Origin of the sequence: Pseudomonas sp. FSL W5-0299 (genome assembly GCF_005930655.1) — a bacterium.
Classification (GTDB): Bacteria; Pseudomonadota; Gammaproteobacteria; order Pseudomonadales; family Pseudomonadaceae; genus Aquipseudomonas; species Aquipseudomonas mandelii.
In genome coordinates, this window is sequence record NZ_RXHX01000001.1 from 430,827 (window position 1) to 446,396 (window position 15,570).

Here is a 15,570-nt window from a genome sequence, read left to right on the forward strand (position 1 = left end):
AGTAGGCCGCGGATTATAGCGATGGTTTCTCGGCTGTGCTATCCGAAAAATCCGATACGGCTATACGAAGAAACGTCGCGGCGAATTCGTCGGGGGGAAGCGGCAGGCTGACGATGTAGCCCTGGATCTGTTCACAGCCTTCTTCGGCGAGGAATTGTTGCTGTGCGAGGGTCTCGACGCCCTCCGCAATGACGGTGAATTGCATGCTGCGCCCCAGGGCAATGATGGCGCGAACAATCGCTGCATCGTGGGGATCGTCAGGCAGGCCGCGGACGAAGGACTGGTCGATCTTGAGGATGTCCAGTGGCAGGCGCTTGAGGTAGCTCAGAGACGAGTAGCCGGTCCCGAAGTCGTCGATGGCCAATTGCACGCCCAGGTGTTTGAGTTGGTGCAGCACTGCCAGCGCTTCTTCGGCCTGGCTCATGATGAAGTTTTCGGTAATTTCCAGTTGCAGTAAACCGGGCGCCAGGCCGTTGTCTTTGAGCAGTTGCTCGATCCGTCCGAGCAGGTTCGGCTGACGCAATTGAGCACCTGCGAGATTGACGGAGAGGGGACCGAGGCACTCGTAGACCTGATTCCACTCGTTCATCTGTCGGCAGGCTGTCTCCAGCACCCAGTCGCCGATCTGCAGGATCATGCCGTTTTCTTCCGCCAAGGGAATGAAGTGTTCCGGCGGCACCGAGCCGAAGGTCGGATGTTGCCAGCGGATGAGCGCTTCGGCGCCGACGAGTCGATGGTCGGCGAGGCTGATTTTCGGTTGGTAATAGAGAAACAGCTCATTGCGCTCGATGGCGCGGCGCAATTCATGTTCCAGCGCCACGCGTTCGCTGGCCTGGGCGGTGAGGTCGCGGGTGTAGCTTTCCACCCGGTTGCGGCCCTTGGCCTTGGAGCGATACATCGCCGCATCGGCGTTTTTGACCAGCGTGGCGACATCGCAGCCGTCCTTGGGGTACAGGCTGGTGCCGATGCTGGCGCTGATGAAAAACTCGTGCTCGCCGGCCTGAAAAGGGGCCGCGAAGCAATTGAGCAGCTTGGTGGCAATGTTGTCGGCATCGCTGGATTGTTGCAGGCCGGGCAGCAGGATGATGAATTCGTCGCCCCCCAGGCGCGCGACGGTATCGATGTCGCGCAGCTGCTCTTTGAGGCGCACGGCAATGCCTTTGAGCAGCAGGTCGCCCACCGGATGGCCAAGGCTGTCGTTGATGTGTTTAAAGCGATCCAGGTCGAGGAACAGCACCGCGCCCTGGCCACCGTTTTCCTGTTGGGTATTGAGTGCGGTCAACAGTCGGCTCTCGAACAGCGTGCGGTTTGGCAGGCCGGTCAGCGGATCGTGGTGCGCCTGGTAGTCGAGTTTGGCCTGCGCGTGTTTGAGGCTGGAAATGTCCGCGAACACCGCCACGAAGTGGGTGATGAATTTTTCCCGGTTACGCACGGCGCTGATGGTCAGCCAGCTCGGGTAGAGCTCGCCATTCTTGCGTCGGTTGGAAATCTCGCCTTGCCAGTGACCTTCGTCCGTCAGCTGATGCCACATCGCCGCATAGAACGCGCTGTCGTGAAGCCCCGAGGCGAGCAAGCGAGGGGTGTGGCCGAGTGCTTCGCTCTCGCTGTAACCGGTGATCTCGGTGAACGCTCGGTTGACCGCGCTGATGTGCTGTTGGGTGTCGGTGATCAACACGCCCTCGGCGGTGCTCTCGAACACTGTGGCGGCCTGTTGCAGTTTCTCCTGCATCAGGTGCCGCTCGGTGATGTCCCGGGCGATGGTCAGCATGCAGTCTTCGTCGCCGATCGGCAGCGGACGGCTTGAAACCTCGCAAAGGCGGATCTGCCCGTCACTGCGGCGGATGTGGCAACTGAAGTCGCGGACGAAGCCATCCCGGTGCAGCAAGTCGAGCATCTGTTTGCGTTCATTGAGATTGACCCATATCCCCAGCTCCAGGGCTGAGCGATCCACGGACATCGCGCTGTTGAAGCCTGTGATGCGGCTGAAACCCTCGTTGACCTCCATTAGCAACCCGTCGCTCTGCCGCGACAGCAACAAGCCGTCCGGTGAGGCGTGGAAGGCCTTGGCGAATTTTTCTTCGGAGGTTTGCAGTTGCTGCTGGGTTTCCTTGAGCTGACTGATATCGCGCACCACGACGACCAGCGCAGGGGTCGTATCGAGGTCGAAGGGCTCGGCGGAAATCAGACCGGTAAACACCTGGCCATTGCTGCGTCGAAAAGGCATCTCCAGGTTGCGGATGCTGCCGGCTTGCAGGCGCTGCAGCAGGCCCGGCCCGACGCCGGGGATGCCCCAGATGTTGAGGTCGGTGGCGGTCTGGCCAATGACATCTTCGGCCTTGAGACCAATTTGTTCTTCGAACGCTTTGTTGACTTCGAGCAGGCAGCCGTCGGACAGCCGCGCAATCACCAGGATGTCCGGGCATTGCTGAAACACGGAGGCGAATTTTTGCTCGGAGAGTCTCAACGCTTCTTCCGTGCGCTTGGCGTCGCTGATGTCGATCATCAATCCGCGCATAACCGGCTCATGGCCATGCTCGATAAGACTGACGATATCGCGCACCCACAGGCAGCGGCCGTCGGCGGTGATAACGCGGTAATCGACGCTATGATCGCGCCCGGCCAGCACTTCGTGATCGCAGAATGTCTGGGCCCGGGTCAGGTCCGCAGGGTGGATGATGTTGCGCCAGAACCCCGGAATGAGCCAATGGGACAGGGGATAGCCAAGCAGTTCTTCGGCATGCGGAGACACGTAGCTGTAGGTGAAATCGCTGATCCGTGCTTCCCAGGCAATTGCGGAAAGGCTCTCCACCAGCCCGCGGTAATGGTATTCACTGCTGCGCAGCTCTTGTTCGAGGTCGACCCGCCGGGCGATTTCCGAACTCAACCGGCGGTTAATCCGGATGACCACGGCCAGCGTGATCATCAGAAACAGCAATCCGGGCAGGCCGTAAACCAGCAAGTCGGACCAGAAGGTTCGGTGATCCAGTACATTGCCCACCCAGTGTTCCTGAATGGCGCTGATTTCACTTGAAGTCATGTCCGCCAGGACTTTGTCCAGAATCCCGACCAGTATCTTGTTGTCGGGGGGCACGGCCATCGCCAATTGATAGCGATAGGGCGTTTCGCCGCTGACATACAGGCCGTCGAGCTTGAGCTGACGCAGGCTCCAGACGCTGGAGGCGAGATCGCCCACGACCGCATCCACTTCATCGGTGGCCAACGCCTGCAAGGCTGAGCTGACATTGGGCATCGCCACCAGATTCAGGTCGGGGTGGTGAGTGCGCAACAGCTCATGGGGCGCATAGTTTTCCACCACAGCGATCTTCAGCCCGTAGAGCTCTTCGAGCTTGCGCGGTTGGGGGCCTCCGACATGGGCGAGGATGACAATCGGAAAGTCCAGGTAGGGACGAGTGAATGACAGGTACGACTGGCGCTCCGGGGTCGACATGATGCCCGGCAAGACGTCCAGCTTGCCTTGCTTGGCCTGTTGCAGGACTTCGGTCCAGCTGATCGGTTCGATGGGCGTCAGTTTGACGGCCAGCCGTTGACGGATCACGTTGATGTAGTCCGCCGCCAGGCCCTGATAGCGGCCCTGGTCGTCACGAAATTCGAACGGCGGCCAGGACGCGTCGACACCCAGGCGCAAGTCCGGGTGAGCCGCCAGCCAGCTACGTTCTTCGTCGGTCAGAGTCAGCGCGCCAGCCGTTGCGGTCCAGGTCATCAGCGACAGCAAAAAAAGCACGGTCGGCAGTCTGGGCATAACGGTCTCGTTATGGCTCGGGGAATGTTTCGAGTGTAGACGGGCAATTCGGCGGGGGGGAGGTACGGGGGATTTTATCTGTAGAAAGCAAAACCCCCGGCCTGGGCCGGGGGTTCTGTGATCACTCGTCGAGGAAGGAGCGCAAATGCTCGCTTCTCGTCGGGTGGCGCAGCTTGCGCAGCGCCTTGGCTTCGATCTGACGAATCCGTTCACGGGTCACGTCGAACTGCTTACCAACCTCCTCAAGGGTGTGGTCGGTATTCATGTCGATACCGAAGCGCATGCGCAGAACCTTGGCTTCACGGGCAGTGAGGCCGGACAGCACTTCGCGAGTCGCTTCTTTAAGGCTCTCAACAGTGGCGACATCGATTGGCGACTGCATGGTCGAGTCTTCGATGAAGTCACCCAGATGGGAGTCTTCGTCATCACCGATCGGGGTTTCCATGGAGATCGGCTCTTTAGCGATCTTCAATACCTTGCGGATCTTGTCCTCAGGCATTTCCATGCGTTCGCCCAGCTCTTCCGGGGTCGGTTCGCGACCCATTTCCTGCAACATCTGCCGGGAAATACGGTTGAGCTTGTTGATCGTCTCGATCATGTGCACCGGAATACGGATGGTGCGGGCCTGGTCGGCGATCGAGCGAGTGATCGCCTGACGGATCCACCAGGTGGCATAAGTCGAGAATTTGTAGCCGCGGCGGTATTCGAACTTGTCTACCGCTTTCATCAAACCGATGTTGCCTTCCTGGATCAGATCGAGGAATTGCAGGCCACGGTTGGTGTACTTCTTGGCGATGGAGATCACCAGACGCAAGTTCGCTTCAACCATCTCTTTCTTCGCTCGGCGGGCCTTGGCCTCACCGATCGACATGCGACGGTTGATGTCCTTGATCTCGGCGATCGTCAAACCGGTTTCGGTTTGCAGCGCGGTCAGCTTTTGCTGGCAACGAATGATGTCCGGTTGCAGGCGGCCAATGGCTTCAGCGTATTTGCTTTTGCCTTTGGCCAGTGCATCGGTCCAGCTTTCGTCAACTTCGTTGCCCGGGAACTGGCGCAGGAAGTCGGCACGCGGCATGCGGGCATCACGAACGCAAAGTTGCATGATCGCGCGCTCTTGCTGACGCAGACGATCCAGGGCACTGCGAACACGCTCGACCAGGCCTTCGAATTGCTTCGGAACCAGTTTGATCGGCATGAACAACTCAGCCAGCAGCACCAGCTCGGCGATTGCCAGCTTGTTGCCACGACCGTGCTTTTTCAGCGCCTTGCGGGTGATTTCCATCTGATCGGAGACAGCGCCAAAACGCTGTGCTGCGATGACCGGATCCGGACCGCTTTCGGCTTCTTCTTCGTCGTCGGTGCTGGCTTCAGCTTCTTCGTCGTCGGTATCGTCGTCCGCTTTAACGGCTTTCGGATCGACAGGCGGCGGCACTTCGGCAGCAGGCGGCGCAATGCCGTCGTCCGGGTCGATATAACCGCTCAGGACGTCGGATAGGCGGCCACCTTCGGTGGTAACGCGAGTGTACTCGGAGAGAATGTGGTCAACCGTACCAGGGAAGTGCGCGATTGCGCCCATCACTTCACGGATACCCTCTTCAATACGTTTGGCGATTTCGATTTCGCCTTCACGAGTGAGGAGCTCTACCGTACCCATTTCGCGCATGTACATGCGCACTGGGTCGGTGGTACGACCAATGTCGGTCTCGACCGCTGCCAACGCTGCTGCTGCCTCTTCGGCCGCGGCTTCGTCAGTATCGGCGTCGGCCAGCATAAGGGAATCCTTATCTGGCGCAACCTCGAATACGTTGATCCCCATGTCGTTAATCATGCGGATGATGTCTTCCACCTGTTCCGGATCTGAAATATCCTCCGGCAGGTGGTCGTTGACCTCCGCGTAAGTCAGGTAACCCTGCTCACGACCAAGTGTGATCAACTCTTTGATACGAGACTGCTGTTGCGCTTTTCCGGACATAACACCCTATCCACTGAAGGTCTTGGCGGGCAAAAAACAAGCCGAGGATTATACCTGAGCTATGACCTCACGCGCCAGTTGAGGTCGGGGTTGATACAGCCATATTGCGTTTTAATAGGTCGCGCATCTGATTTGCGATCTGATTTGCTTCCTCCGCGGTCAATCCTGGCTGCCTTGCTTTCCTGATAAGTACTTCCAGGCTATCCGTGTGTTGACTTGCCGATAGCCTAGTAATGGTGTCTAAAAACTGTTGTTCAAGGTTATCGCCGTCAATCAGCCATTCCTTTTCCGCCAAAGCCTTGAGCAGACGCCCCTGTTCAGTCCCGTGCCAGCGGGCCATCAACTGAATAGAGTTTAGCTTAGGATTTTTTTGCACGGCCTCGATCAGCGCTACCAGCAACTGAGCGTAGGTATTGCTCTCATTGGCGAAGTGGTTGGCGGTTTCGACCTTGCTAGCCAGATCGGGGTGATGAATGAGCGTGCGAAGTGCGATCAGGGTTGGGGCTTCCACAGCAATCGGTGTGCGCGGGGCGCTAGGTTGATCGCGATCACCGCCTCGCTTGCCGTTTTTGTCCCAGGGCTTCTTGTCCCACTTCTTGCCGCCCGCTCCGGGTTTCTTCGGCGTCCATTCCTGCTGCGGCACATACATCTCTTGTGCCTGCGGCTGATGGTAGTCGCTGTAATCCGGCATGGCGTCGTAATCGACGCCCGGGTCGTATGCCGGCGGCGCATCTTGAGGTGCGCTTTGAACCAGTTGGCTCACGGCTTCACCGCTGAGGCCGGTAATTTCGGTCAGGCGCTGACGCATCAAGATGCGCAGGTTGGCGCCAGGGACCTTGTCGATCAGCGGCGCGGCGAGGGTGGCCATGTGGGCCTTGCCTTCGAGCGAGCGCGGGTCCGATTCCTCGGTCAGTTGCTGAAAGAAATAATCCGCCAACGGCTGGGCGTGCTGGTTGATTCGCGCGCGGAAAGCGTCAGTGCCTTCGGAGCGGACCAGCGTGTCGGGATCTTCACCTTCGGGCAGGAACAGAAAGCGCGCGCGCCGCCCGTCTTGCAGGCACGGCAGGGCAGCTTCCAGTGCGCGCCAAGCAGCGTTGCGGCCGGCCTGGTCGCCGTCGAAGCAAAAAAGCACGTTAGGCACGACGCGAAACAGCCGCTTCAAGTGCTCTTCGCTGGTGGCGGTGCCCAGGGTCGCGACGGCATTGCGCAAGCCTTGTTGGGCGAGGGCAATGACGTCCATGTAGCCTTCGACGACGATGATTTCGTCGAGGTTGCGGTTGTTCTTGCGTGCTTCATAAAGGCCGTAGAGTTCCTGGCCTTTATGGAATACGGGGGTTTCCGGTGAGTTCAGGTATTTCGGCTTGTCGTCGCCCAATACCCTGCCGCCGAAAGCAATGATGCGTCCGCGGCTGTCGCGGATCGGGAACATTACGCGATCGCGAAAGCGGTCATAGCGTTTGCCGGTTTCGGCGTTCTCGATCAGCAGGCCGGCGTCGACCATGGCTTTTTGTTGCAGGGTGTCGCTGCTCAAGTGCTTGAACAGATTGTCCCAACCGGGCGGCGCGAAGCCGAGGCCGAAGTCCCGGGCGATTTCGCCGGTCAGCCCGCGACCTTTCAAGTAATCCACAGCCGCTTTGCGCGATGGATGGCTTTTCAGGGCTTGCCGGTAGAAGTCGGCGGCTGCAGTCAGCAGCGGGTACAGCGGCGAATCAGTCGGTTGCCGCGGTTTGTGTGGCCGACCGCTTTCTTCGCGGGGGATTTCCATGCCCGCGGCTTTGGCCAGTTCTTCGACAGCCTGGACGAAATCCAGGTTGTCGTGGTCCATCATGAAGCCGAGGGCGTTGCCGCCCGCGCCGCAGCCGAAGCAGTAATAGAACTGCTTGTCGGGGCTGACGCTGAAGGACGGGGTTTTTTCTTTATGAAAAGGGCAGCAGGCGGTGTAGTTTTTACCGGCCTTTTTCATTTGCAGGCGCGAGCTGACCACATCGACGATGTCGGTGCGGTTCAGAAGGTCGTCAATGAAGCTCTGGGGAATTAGCCCGGCCATGGCGTTCTCGTCATCTGCGCTGAAATGGACCCAAAACGATGAGCGGCCGAACGCGGGTCGTTGTTTGAGGCGCGCAAAATGTGCGGCTCGACCGGTGTCGTCTGCGTAATCGCTGTCGGGAAGTGTATCTGCCGAAAATCCACTGACGTTAGTACCAATCAGTATTCGACTATACGAAAGTATTTCGCTGAAATCCGCTGCGGCCAGTCGAGGGCCTCGGATAGCTCATAAGCGGGCACGCAAGAAGGTGCCTTGGGCTGATCGTCGTAAGAGGAATCAGTGGGTGTGCTCGTCAGTAGCCTTGGAAGGCTCGTCAGAAAAGACGTGCACCGCTGGCAAAAGAGCCAGGTCTGACGCTGCGAAGCAGGTTTGTCTCGGTCGCGTCTGCGGCTTTGACGGTGAAGCATCAAGCGTTTTCCGCAAATGCCATTAGCCCGGCTGAGGGCCGGGCTTGGCAGAAGCTTGCTACGAACGTCTGTGTATTAGTACAGACGAACGGCGCGGCGCTGTTCGCGCTGAACTTTCTTCGCGTGACGCTTAACAGCGGCTGCTGCTTTGCGCTTACGCTCAGAAGTAGGCTTCTCGTAGAATTCGCGGCTACGAACTTCAGCCAGTACACCGGCTTTTTCGCAGGAGCGCTTGAAACGACGCAGAGCTACGTCGAAGGGTTCGTTCTCTTTTACTTTGACGGCTGGCATCCAGAGCTACCTTCATTCATTACCGGGGTCAACATCCTCGCGGCAAAAGAGCACTTGAAGACGTCGGTTTTTAAGGGTTGCGGATGTTAACTCCTCATCGACCGGAATGCAAAGCCTCTGATCGAAAACCGCTAGTCGGGGCATCCCATGGCGACTATTATGCGCGCCTTCGAATTCAGCCTAAACAAGGCGCAAACCCATGCTAGTACTGGGATTAGAAACCTCCTGCGACGAAACCGGTGTCGCATTATATGACAGTGAGCGCGGCCTGCTGGCCGACGCGCTGTTCAGTCAGATCGACCTGCACCGCGCCTATGGCGGTGTAGTGCCGGAGCTGGCCTCGCGCGACCACGTCAAGCGCATGCTGCCCTTGATTCGTCAGGTGTTGGCCGAAGCTGACTGTGTGCCGACCGAGATCGATGCCATCGCTTATACCGCGGGTCCTGGCCTGGTCGGTGCCTTGCTGGTGGGCGCCTCTTGCGCTCAGGCGCTGGCCTTTGCCTGGGGCATTCCGGCCTTGGGTGTGCACCACATGGAAGGTCACTTGCTGGCGCCGATGCTGGAGCCGCAGCCGCCACAATTCCCGTTCGTCGCTTTGTTGGTGTCGGGTGGTCATACGCAGCTGGTTCAGGTCGACGGTATCGGTCACTACACGCTCTTGGGCGAGACCCTCGATGACGCCGCCGGTGAAGCGTTCGATAAGACCGCGAAGATGATGGGCCTTAATTATCCGGGCGGTCCGGAAATCGCCAAGCTGGCGGAGCGGGGCGTTTCAGGACGTTTCACTTTTCCGCGTCCCATGTGCGACCGCCCGGGCCTGGCGTTCAGCTTCAGTGGCTTGAAAACCTTCGCCCTGAACACTTGGCAGCAGAGCGTCAGCGCCGGGGACGACAGCGAGCAAGCCCGTTGCGACATCTCGCTGGCGTTCCAGCAGGCCGTGGTGGAGACTTTGACCATCAAGTGCAAGCGCGCCCTGAAACAAGCGGGCATGAAGCGTCTGGTGATCGCTGGGGGCGTCAGCGCCAACAAGGCGCTGCGCACCTCCCTGGAAAAGATGCTCGGCGACATGAAGGGTGACGTGTTTTATGCCCGTCCGGAGTTCTGCACCGACAACGGCGCGATGATTGCGTTTGCCGGTTGCCAGCGCTTGCAGGCCGGCCAGCATGAAAGCCTGGCGATCAGCGTGCAGGCGCGCTGGCCGATGGAGCAACTGTCGGCGCTGTGATGAGCGGGGCTCATGTCCAGTATTTAAAAATGCCGTTCGCGCCCGGCAAACAGGTCGCGTAGATTGCCGCGATGACGCCAGACGATCAGCCCCGTGAGTGCGCTCATGGGTAGCAATGCCGCAGGTGCTTGCCAGGCCAGCAGCGGTAGGGTCAGCGGCGTGGCGATCAATGCGGCGAGGGAGCTGGTGCGGGTCAGGTAGAACGTCAGCAACCAGGCGCAAACCGCCAGCAATGCAGCTGGCGGATACAGGCCCAGGAGCATTCCTGCCGCGGTGGCGACACCCTTGCCACCGCGAAAGCGAAAGTACAGCGGGAACAGGTGGCCGATGACGGCACAGACGCCGATCCAGGCCTGTTCTTGCAGCGAAAGACCCGCAACACCGGCGATCAATACCGGCAACAGGCCTTTGCAGAGGTCGCCGATTAGGGTCAGGATGGCGAGTTTCTTGCCGGCCAGGCGCAACATGTTGGTGGCGCCGGCATTGCCCGAGCCACTCATTCGCGGATCGGGGTTACCGGTCAGGCGGCTGAGCAAAATGGCGAAGGACAGAGAGCCGAGCAGGTAGGCGAGGGTCGCCAGTAACCAAAACATGCTAACTATTCCGGGCGAGGACGCCCTGATTCTAACGGCGCATTGCGCCCTTGTCGTGCAGCGGAGAAAAGTGCTTGGACAGAGTGTTTATCGAGGGCCTGGAAGTCGACACCGTGATTGGTGCCTACGACTGGGAACGAGGCATCCGACAGTGCCTGCGACTTGATCTGAGCTTCGCCTGGGACAATCGCCCGGCAGCGGCAGGCGATGACCTGACCCTGGCGCTCGATTACGCGAGTGTTTCGTCGCGCATCCAGGCCTTTGCCGAGCAGGCACAGTTCCAACTGGTCGAGACCTTTGCCGAGCGTCTGGTTGAAGTATTAATGAGCGAATTCAAGATCACCTGGATGCGCCTCAAACTGACCAAGCCTGGCGCCGTCCCGGCGGCCACTGGTGGTGTGGGCGTGGAGATCGAGCGCGGATGTCGCTGACTCAGGTGTATCTCGGGCTCGGTAGCAATATCGAGCGCGAAACCCATTTGCAGGCGGGCCTGGAAGCCCTGGCAGGCTTCCTGGTGGATATCCGTTGCTCGGCGGTGTTCGAAAGCCAGCCAGTGGGGATCAAGAGCGGCCCGTTCTTCAATTTCGTGGTGTCGGCTTACACCGATTTGCCGCTGATGGAGCTGGACCGTCGATTGAAATTCATCGAGGCGGACAATGGCCGGTACGCGCCCGACCGCAAGGGTTTGCCGCTGGATATCGACGTGCTGCTGTTCGGCGATCTGGTGGGCAATTTCGATGGATTGATCCTGCCGCGGGCAGAGATTCTGAAAAATGCCTTTGTGCTATGGCCGTTGTCCCTGATTGCGCCGGACAGAGTGCATCCGGGGGTAGGCAAAAGCTTTGCGACGTTGTGGCGTGAGGCGCAGATTGATCAGGTGTTGGCGCCGGTGGCGTTTGAGTGGCGCGGTGAACAGCTGACACCTTCGAATTTGTTGTGAGGCGGATGATGCCTTCGCGGGCAAGCCTCGCTCCTGCAAGTTTTGCGTCGTTCGCCCCATCGCAAACGACTTGGATCTTGCAGGCGCGAGGCTTGCCCGCGAAGCTTTTCAGGCAGACGCCGCCTCTTTGTAGGCCTTCAGCGCTTTTAGTCGCTCACGCTTGATCGCCTCACCCAGCTCCGGCCCCTTGAATCCCTTCTCCAGCAACGGCTGTACCGCCACGTTCCGCGCCGCAGTCGCCGCTCCGCGTAAATAATCCGCCTGTGGGTAACTTCTCTGCTCCAGCCCTTTGCGGCCGCGGGCGTCCATCTCGCACGCCGCAATGAACTCTTCAAACCGCTGCGGCCGACGGTAAACGTCAAAACTCTGCAGCAGGTCCAGTAACGTCGAGGGTTTCAGCTCCAGGGCGCGGTGGCCGTGGGTGTGGTACTGACCCACCAGCAATGCCAATTCCTGACAATCTTTCGGTGCCTTGAACCGTTCATTCACCGCTTTGATCAGCTTCAGGCCCGTGTGCTCATGGGCAATGTGGCGTGGCCATTCTTCCACGGGCGTGAGCCCTTTGCCCAGATCATGCAGCAGGCATGCCCAGCGCACGGTCAGCGGCTGTTTGTGCTGCGCCGCTTGCTCAAGGACGCTCAGGGTGTGCACCCCCGTGTCGATCTCAGGGTGATGGGCTGCCGGTTGCGGCACGCCGAACAGAGCATCAACTTCCGGCATTAACACTTTGAGCGCGCCACATTCACGCAGCACCTCAATGAACACCCGTGGCTGATCTTCCATCAGTGCACGGGAAATCTCTTTCCAGCTGCGTTCCGCCGTCAACGCCTTCAATTCACCTGATTCGCTGAGTTGGCGCATCAGCTCCAAAGTTTCAGGCGCAACGGTGAAACCCAGTCCTGCGTATCGGGCTGCGAAGCGGGCAACGCGCAGGACACGGAGCGGATCTTCGGCGAACGCGGGGGAAACGTGACGAAGCACTCGGGCTTCGAGATCGCGCTGGCCGTGGTAAGGGTCGGTCAGATTCTGCTGATCATCTTCGGCCATGGCGTTGATTGTCAGGTCGCGACGGATCAGGTCTTCTTCGAGGGTGACTTCGGGGCTGGCATGAAAGGTGAAACCGCCGTAACCACGTCCGCTTTTGCGTTCGGTACGGGCGAGGGCGTATTCCTCACCGCTCTTGGGGTGAAGAAATACCGGAAAGTCAGCACCCACGGGGCGATAACCCTGGGCGAGCATTTCTTCAGTGGTGGCACCGACCACGACCCAATCGATATCGGTGACAGGTTCGCCCAGCAGGCGATCGCGTACCGCGCCGCCGACTTTATAAATCCGCATAAAAACCTCCGTTAGCTCGACAGAATAACCTTTGCGTCGAACTTCCGGAGGCAGAAACAGGATCAAAGATGAATGACGGCCAGGTCCAGCCGGCCGTAATCCCCCTCGCTGTGCTCGCTTCTGGGCGGGACATGGTGAACTTTCATGACCTGGTCGCCTTGCAGCGTTTCCAGATGAATGTCGAAGCCCCACAGCCGGTGCAGGTGCTTGAGCACTTCCTCGGTGGACTCGCCCAGCGGTTTGCGGTCGTGCTGCTGGTGACGCAAGGTCAGGGAGCGGTCGCCACGCCGGTCGATGCTGTAGATCTGAATATTGGGCTCTCGATTACCCAGGTTGTACTGCGCGGCCAGTGTTTCGCGAATGGTGCGGTAGCCACCTTCATCGTGAATGGCCGGGACCAGCAGGTCGTCCTTTTGGTCGTCATCGAGAATGCTGAACAACTTCAGGTCGCGGATCACCTGCGGTGACAGGTACTGCAGGATGAAGCTTTCGTCCTTGAAGCTGCTCATGGCGAACTTGATGCTCGACAGCCAGTCGGTACCGGCTATCTCAGGGAACCAGCGGTAATCCTCCTCGGTAGGGTGTTCACACATGCGGCGGATGTCCCGGTACATGGCAAAACCCAAGGTGTAGGGGTTGATACCGTTGTAGTAGGGGCTGTCGAAGCCGGGTTGGTAGACCACGCTGGTGTGGGACGTCAGAAACTCCATCATGAAGCCGTCGGTAACGAGGCCTTCGTCATACAGGTCGTTCATCAGCGTGTAGTGCCAGAACGTGGCCCAGCCTTCGTTCATGACCTGGGTCTGGCGTTGCGGGTAGAAATATTGGGCGATCTTGCGCACGATGCGCACGATTTCCCGCTGCCAGGGCTCCAGCAGCGGCGCGTGTTTTTCGATGAAGTACAGGATGTTTTCCTGAGGTTCGGCGGGGAAGCGCGCGTTGTCCTTGTCGCTGTACTTGTCGGCCCCTTTTGGAATGGTCCGCCACAAATCGTTGATCTGTTTCTGCAAGTGCTCTTCCCGATCCTTCTGCCGGCGGCGTTCTTCTTCAGCCGAGATCGGATACGGGCGTTTGTAGCGGTCGACCCCGTAGTTCATCAGCGCATGGCAGGAATCCAGCAGGTCCTCCACTGCATCGATGCCGTGGCGTTCTTCGCATTGCATGATGTACTGCTTGGCGAAAACCAGGTAATCGATGATCGAGCTGGCGTCGGTCCAGGTGCGGAACAGGTAATTGCCCTTGAAGAAGCTGTTGTGGCCATAGCAGGCATGAGCGACCACCAGGGCCTGCATACAGATGGTGTTTTCTTCCATCAGATAGGCGATGCATGGGTCTGAGTTAATCACAATCTCGTAGGCCAGCCCCATCTGCCCACGGCTGTAAGACTTCTCGGTGCTGAGGAAGTGTTTGCCATAGGACCAATGGTGATAACCCAGTGGCATGCCGACGGAGGCGTAGGCGTCCATCATCTGCTCGGCGGTGATCACTTCGATCTGGTTAGGGTACGTATCCAGGGCATAACGAGCCGCCAGGCGACTGATTTCTTTGTCATAGGCCTGGATCAGCTCGAATGTCCATTCTGAGCCGGTGGAAATGGGTTGGCGCTTCTGCTCTTTGGCGGTCATGTCACTAACCTGCGCTGGAAGAGTTCACGGAAGACCGGGTAGATATCCCCGGCCGAGACCAGTTGCTGCTGGGCAAAAGTGTCAGAGAAGGCTTCAGCGATGCGTTCGTATTCGAACCACAAAGCCTGGTGTTCGCGCGGGGTAATCTCAACGTAAGTGTAGTACTGCACGAACGGCATGATCTGGTTGATCAGAATGTCGCGGCAGATCGGCGAATCGTCGTTCCAGTTGTCACCGTCGGAGGCTTGGGCCGCGTAGATGTTCCACTCATTGCTCGGATAACGCTCGGCCATGATTTCCTGCATCAGTTTCAAGGCGCTGGAGACGATGGTGCCGCCGGTTTCCCGGGAGTAGAAGAACTCTTCCTCATCCACTTCGCGGGCGCTGGTGTGGTGGCGAATGAAGACGACGTCGATCTTGTCGTAGTTACGCTTGAGAAACAGGTACAGCAGGATGAAAAAGCGCTTGGCGATGTCTTTGGTCGCCTGGGTCATTGAGCCGGACACGTCCATCAGGCAGAACATCACCGCCTTGGAGCTGGGGTTCGGCTGCTTGATGAGCAAGTTGTACTTGAGGTCGAAGGTATCGAGAAAGGGAACGCGATGGATGCGCGCACTGAGTTTTTCGATTTCTGCTTCGATCTCCTGAATATCGCCGAAGTTATCCGGTTCATCCCGCTTGAGTCGCAGCAGTTCTTCTTTGGCTTCCCGTAACTTTGCCCGGCTGCTGCCAGACAGGGCGATTCGCCGGGCATGGGCCGAGCGCAGGGTACGGATGATGTTGATTCGCGACGGGTTACCTTCGTTGCTGATACCCGCGCGCACGGTCTTGAAGGTGTCGGTGCCGGTCAGGTTGCGCTTGACCAGGTTCGGCAGTTCGAGGTCCTCGAACATGAATTCGAGGAATTCCTCCTGGGTGATCTGGAAGACAAACTCGTCCATCCCTTCGCCCGAGTTACCAGCCTTGCCTGGGCCTCTGCCGCCACCACCGCCTGGCGGACGGGCAATGTGTTCGCCGCTGGTGAATTCCTTGTTGCCGGGGTGCACGACGGTCTGCTTGCCACCACGTCCATGGTGAAGCACCGGCTCGTCGATGTCGCGGCCGGGGATGCTGATCTGTTCGCCGTGTTCCATATCGGTAATGGAACGCCGACTGACCGCCTCTTCGACGGCCTTTTTGATGTGATCACGATAACGCCGCAGAAACCGCTGACGGTTCACCGTGCTCTTGTTCTTGCCATTGAGACGTCGGTCGATCACATAGCTCATAGGCCCCTCCGGGCGGCTTCAAGTTGTGAGCTACAAGCTGCAAGTAGAAGCTGCCCGGATATCAGGGCTTACGCGCTTTTTCTTGCCGCTTGTAGCTTATGGCT

11 protein-coding genes are annotated in these 15,570 nt (G+C 58.9%); 3 read left to right on the forward strand and 8 right to left on the reverse strand.

What is annotated here, in order from left to right; genetic code table 11:
• Nucleotides 1-13: 13 nt before the first annotated feature.
• From FHL16_RS02090 to rpsU, 4 genes are all read right to left on the reverse strand, one after another.
• Nucleotides 14-3,760 carry an EAL domain-containing protein gene (locus FHL16_RS02090; RefSeq protein ID WP_077747305.1) on the reverse strand — a complete coding sequence of 1,249 codons (3,747 nt, stop codon included), beginning with the start codon at nt 3,758-3,760 and terminating at the stop codon, nt 14-16.
• A gap of 121 nt (nt 3,761-3,881) precedes the next feature.
• Complete coding sequence (rpoD, locus tag FHL16_RS02095) at nt 3,882-5,732, reverse strand: RNA polymerase sigma factor RpoD (RefSeq protein ID WP_077747306.1); 1,851 nt, start codon at nt 5,730-5,732, stop codon at nt 3,882-3,884.
• 67 nt (nt 5,733-5,799) lie between these two features.
• On the reverse strand, nt 5,800-7,779 hold the full coding sequence (dnaG, locus tag FHL16_RS02100) for a DNA primase (protein ID WP_010467152.1): 1,980 nt from the start codon (nt 7,777-7,779) through the stop codon (nt 5,800-5,802).
• A 482-nt stretch (nt 7,780-8,261) separates the two neighbouring features.
• Nucleotides 8,262-8,477, reverse strand: coding sequence for a 30S ribosomal protein S21 (gene rpsU, locus FHL16_RS02105; RefSeq protein WP_002551877.1), 216 nt, complete (start codon nt 8,475-8,477; stop codon nt 8,262-8,264).
• 199 nt (nt 8,478-8,676) lie between these two features.
• Between rpsU and tsaD the strand changes: the two genes are divergently transcribed.
• The gene (gene tsaD / locus FHL16_RS02110) at nt 8,677-9,702 is read left to right on the forward strand and encodes a tRNA (adenosine(37)-N6)-threonylcarbamoyltransferase complex transferase subunit TsaD (RefSeq protein ID WP_010467153.1); all 1,026 of its coding nucleotides are present in this window, start codon (nt 8,677-8,679) and stop codon (nt 9,700-9,702) included.
• Between the two features lie 23 nt (nt 9,703-9,725).
• On the opposite strand, the gene plsY is transcribed toward tsaD, so the two are convergent.
• Nucleotides 9,726-10,295 (reverse strand): glycerol-3-phosphate 1-O-acyltransferase PlsY, encoded by a 570-nt coding sequence (gene plsY, locus FHL16_RS02115; RefSeq protein WP_077747307.1) that lies wholly within the window; start codon nt 10,293-10,295, stop codon nt 9,726-9,728.
• A 74-nt stretch (nt 10,296-10,369) separates the two neighbouring features.
• Between plsY and folB the strand changes: the two genes are divergently transcribed.
• Nucleotides 10,370-10,726 carry a dihydroneopterin aldolase gene (folB, locus tag FHL16_RS02120; RefSeq protein ID WP_008051601.1) on the forward strand — a complete coding sequence of 119 codons (357 nt, stop codon included), beginning with the start codon at nt 10,370-10,372 and terminating at the stop codon, nt 10,724-10,726.
• A complete protein-coding gene (folK, locus tag FHL16_RS02125; RefSeq protein WP_010467156.1) occupies nt 10,717-11,235 on the forward strand; it encodes a 2-amino-4-hydroxy-6-hydroxymethyldihydropteridine diphosphokinase in 519 nt (172 codons plus the stop codon). The genes folB and folK overlap by 10 nt, the downstream gene beginning before the upstream one ends.
• A 108-nt stretch (nt 11,236-11,343) precedes the next feature.
• Here the strand turns inward: folK and FHL16_RS02130 are convergent, their stop codons facing one another.
• The 3 genes from FHL16_RS02130 to FHL16_RS02140 all read right to left on the reverse strand — a co-directional run bounded on the left by FHL16_RS02130 (nt 11,344) and on the right by FHL16_RS02140 (nt 15,466).
• Complete coding sequence (locus tag FHL16_RS02130) at nt 11,344-12,573, reverse strand: multifunctional CCA addition/repair protein (protein WP_077747308.1); 1,230 nt, start codon at nt 12,571-12,573, stop codon at nt 11,344-11,346.
• A 62-nt stretch (nt 12,574-12,635) separates the two neighbouring features.
• The gene (locus FHL16_RS02135) at nt 12,636-14,198 is read right to left on the reverse strand and encodes a SpoVR family protein (RefSeq protein ID WP_077747309.1); all 1,563 of its coding nucleotides are present in this window, start codon (nt 14,196-14,198) and stop codon (nt 12,636-12,638) included.
• Nucleotides 14,195-15,466 carry a YeaH/YhbH family protein gene (locus FHL16_RS02140; RefSeq protein WP_010467159.1) on the reverse strand — a complete coding sequence of 424 codons (1,272 nt, stop codon included), beginning with the start codon at nt 15,464-15,466 and terminating at the stop codon, nt 14,195-14,197. Before FHL16_RS02140 ends, FHL16_RS02135 begins: the two co-directional genes overlap by 4 nt.
• Between the last annotated feature and the right edge of the window lie 104 nt (nt 15,467-15,570).

Bases quoted from the DNA above. Each gene is read 5' to 3' on its own strand.
- FHL16_RS02090 (WP_077747305.1), bottom strand. From the start codon at position 3,760: ATGCCCAGACTGCCGACCGTGCTTTTTTTGCTGTCGCTGATGACCTGG.
- rpoD (WP_077747306.1), bottom strand. From the start codon at position 5,732: ATGTCCGGAAAAGCGCAACAGCAGTCTCGTATCAAAGAGTTGATCACA.
- dnaG (WP_010467152.1), bottom strand. From the start codon at position 7,779: ATGGCCGGGCTAATTCCCCAGAGCTTCATTGACGACCTTCTGAACCGC.
- rpsU (WP_002551877.1), bottom strand. From the start codon at position 8,477: ATGCCAGCCGTCAAAGTAAAAGAGAACGAACCCTTCGACGTAGCTCTG.
- tsaD (WP_010467153.1), top strand. From the start codon at position 8,677: ATGCTAGTACTGGGATTAGAAACCTCCTGCGACGAAACCGGTGTCGCA.
- plsY (WP_077747307.1), bottom strand. From the start codon at position 10,295: ATGTTTTGGTTACTGGCGACCCTCGCCTACCTGCTCGGCTCTCTGTCC.
- folK (WP_010467156.1), top strand. From the start codon at position 10,717: ATGTCGCTGACTCAGGTGTATCTCGGGCTCGGTAGCAATATCGAGCGC.
- FHL16_RS02130 (WP_077747308.1), bottom strand. From the start codon at position 12,573: ATGCGGATTTATAAAGTCGGCGGCGCGGTACGCGATCGCCTGCTGGGC.
- FHL16_RS02135 (WP_077747309.1), bottom strand. From the start codon at position 14,198: ATGACCGCCAAAGAGCAGAAGCGCCAACCCATTTCCACCGGCTCAGAA.
- FHL16_RS02140 (WP_010467159.1), bottom strand. From the start codon at position 15,466: ATGAGCTATGTGATCGACCGACGTCTCAATGGCAAGAACAAGAGCACG.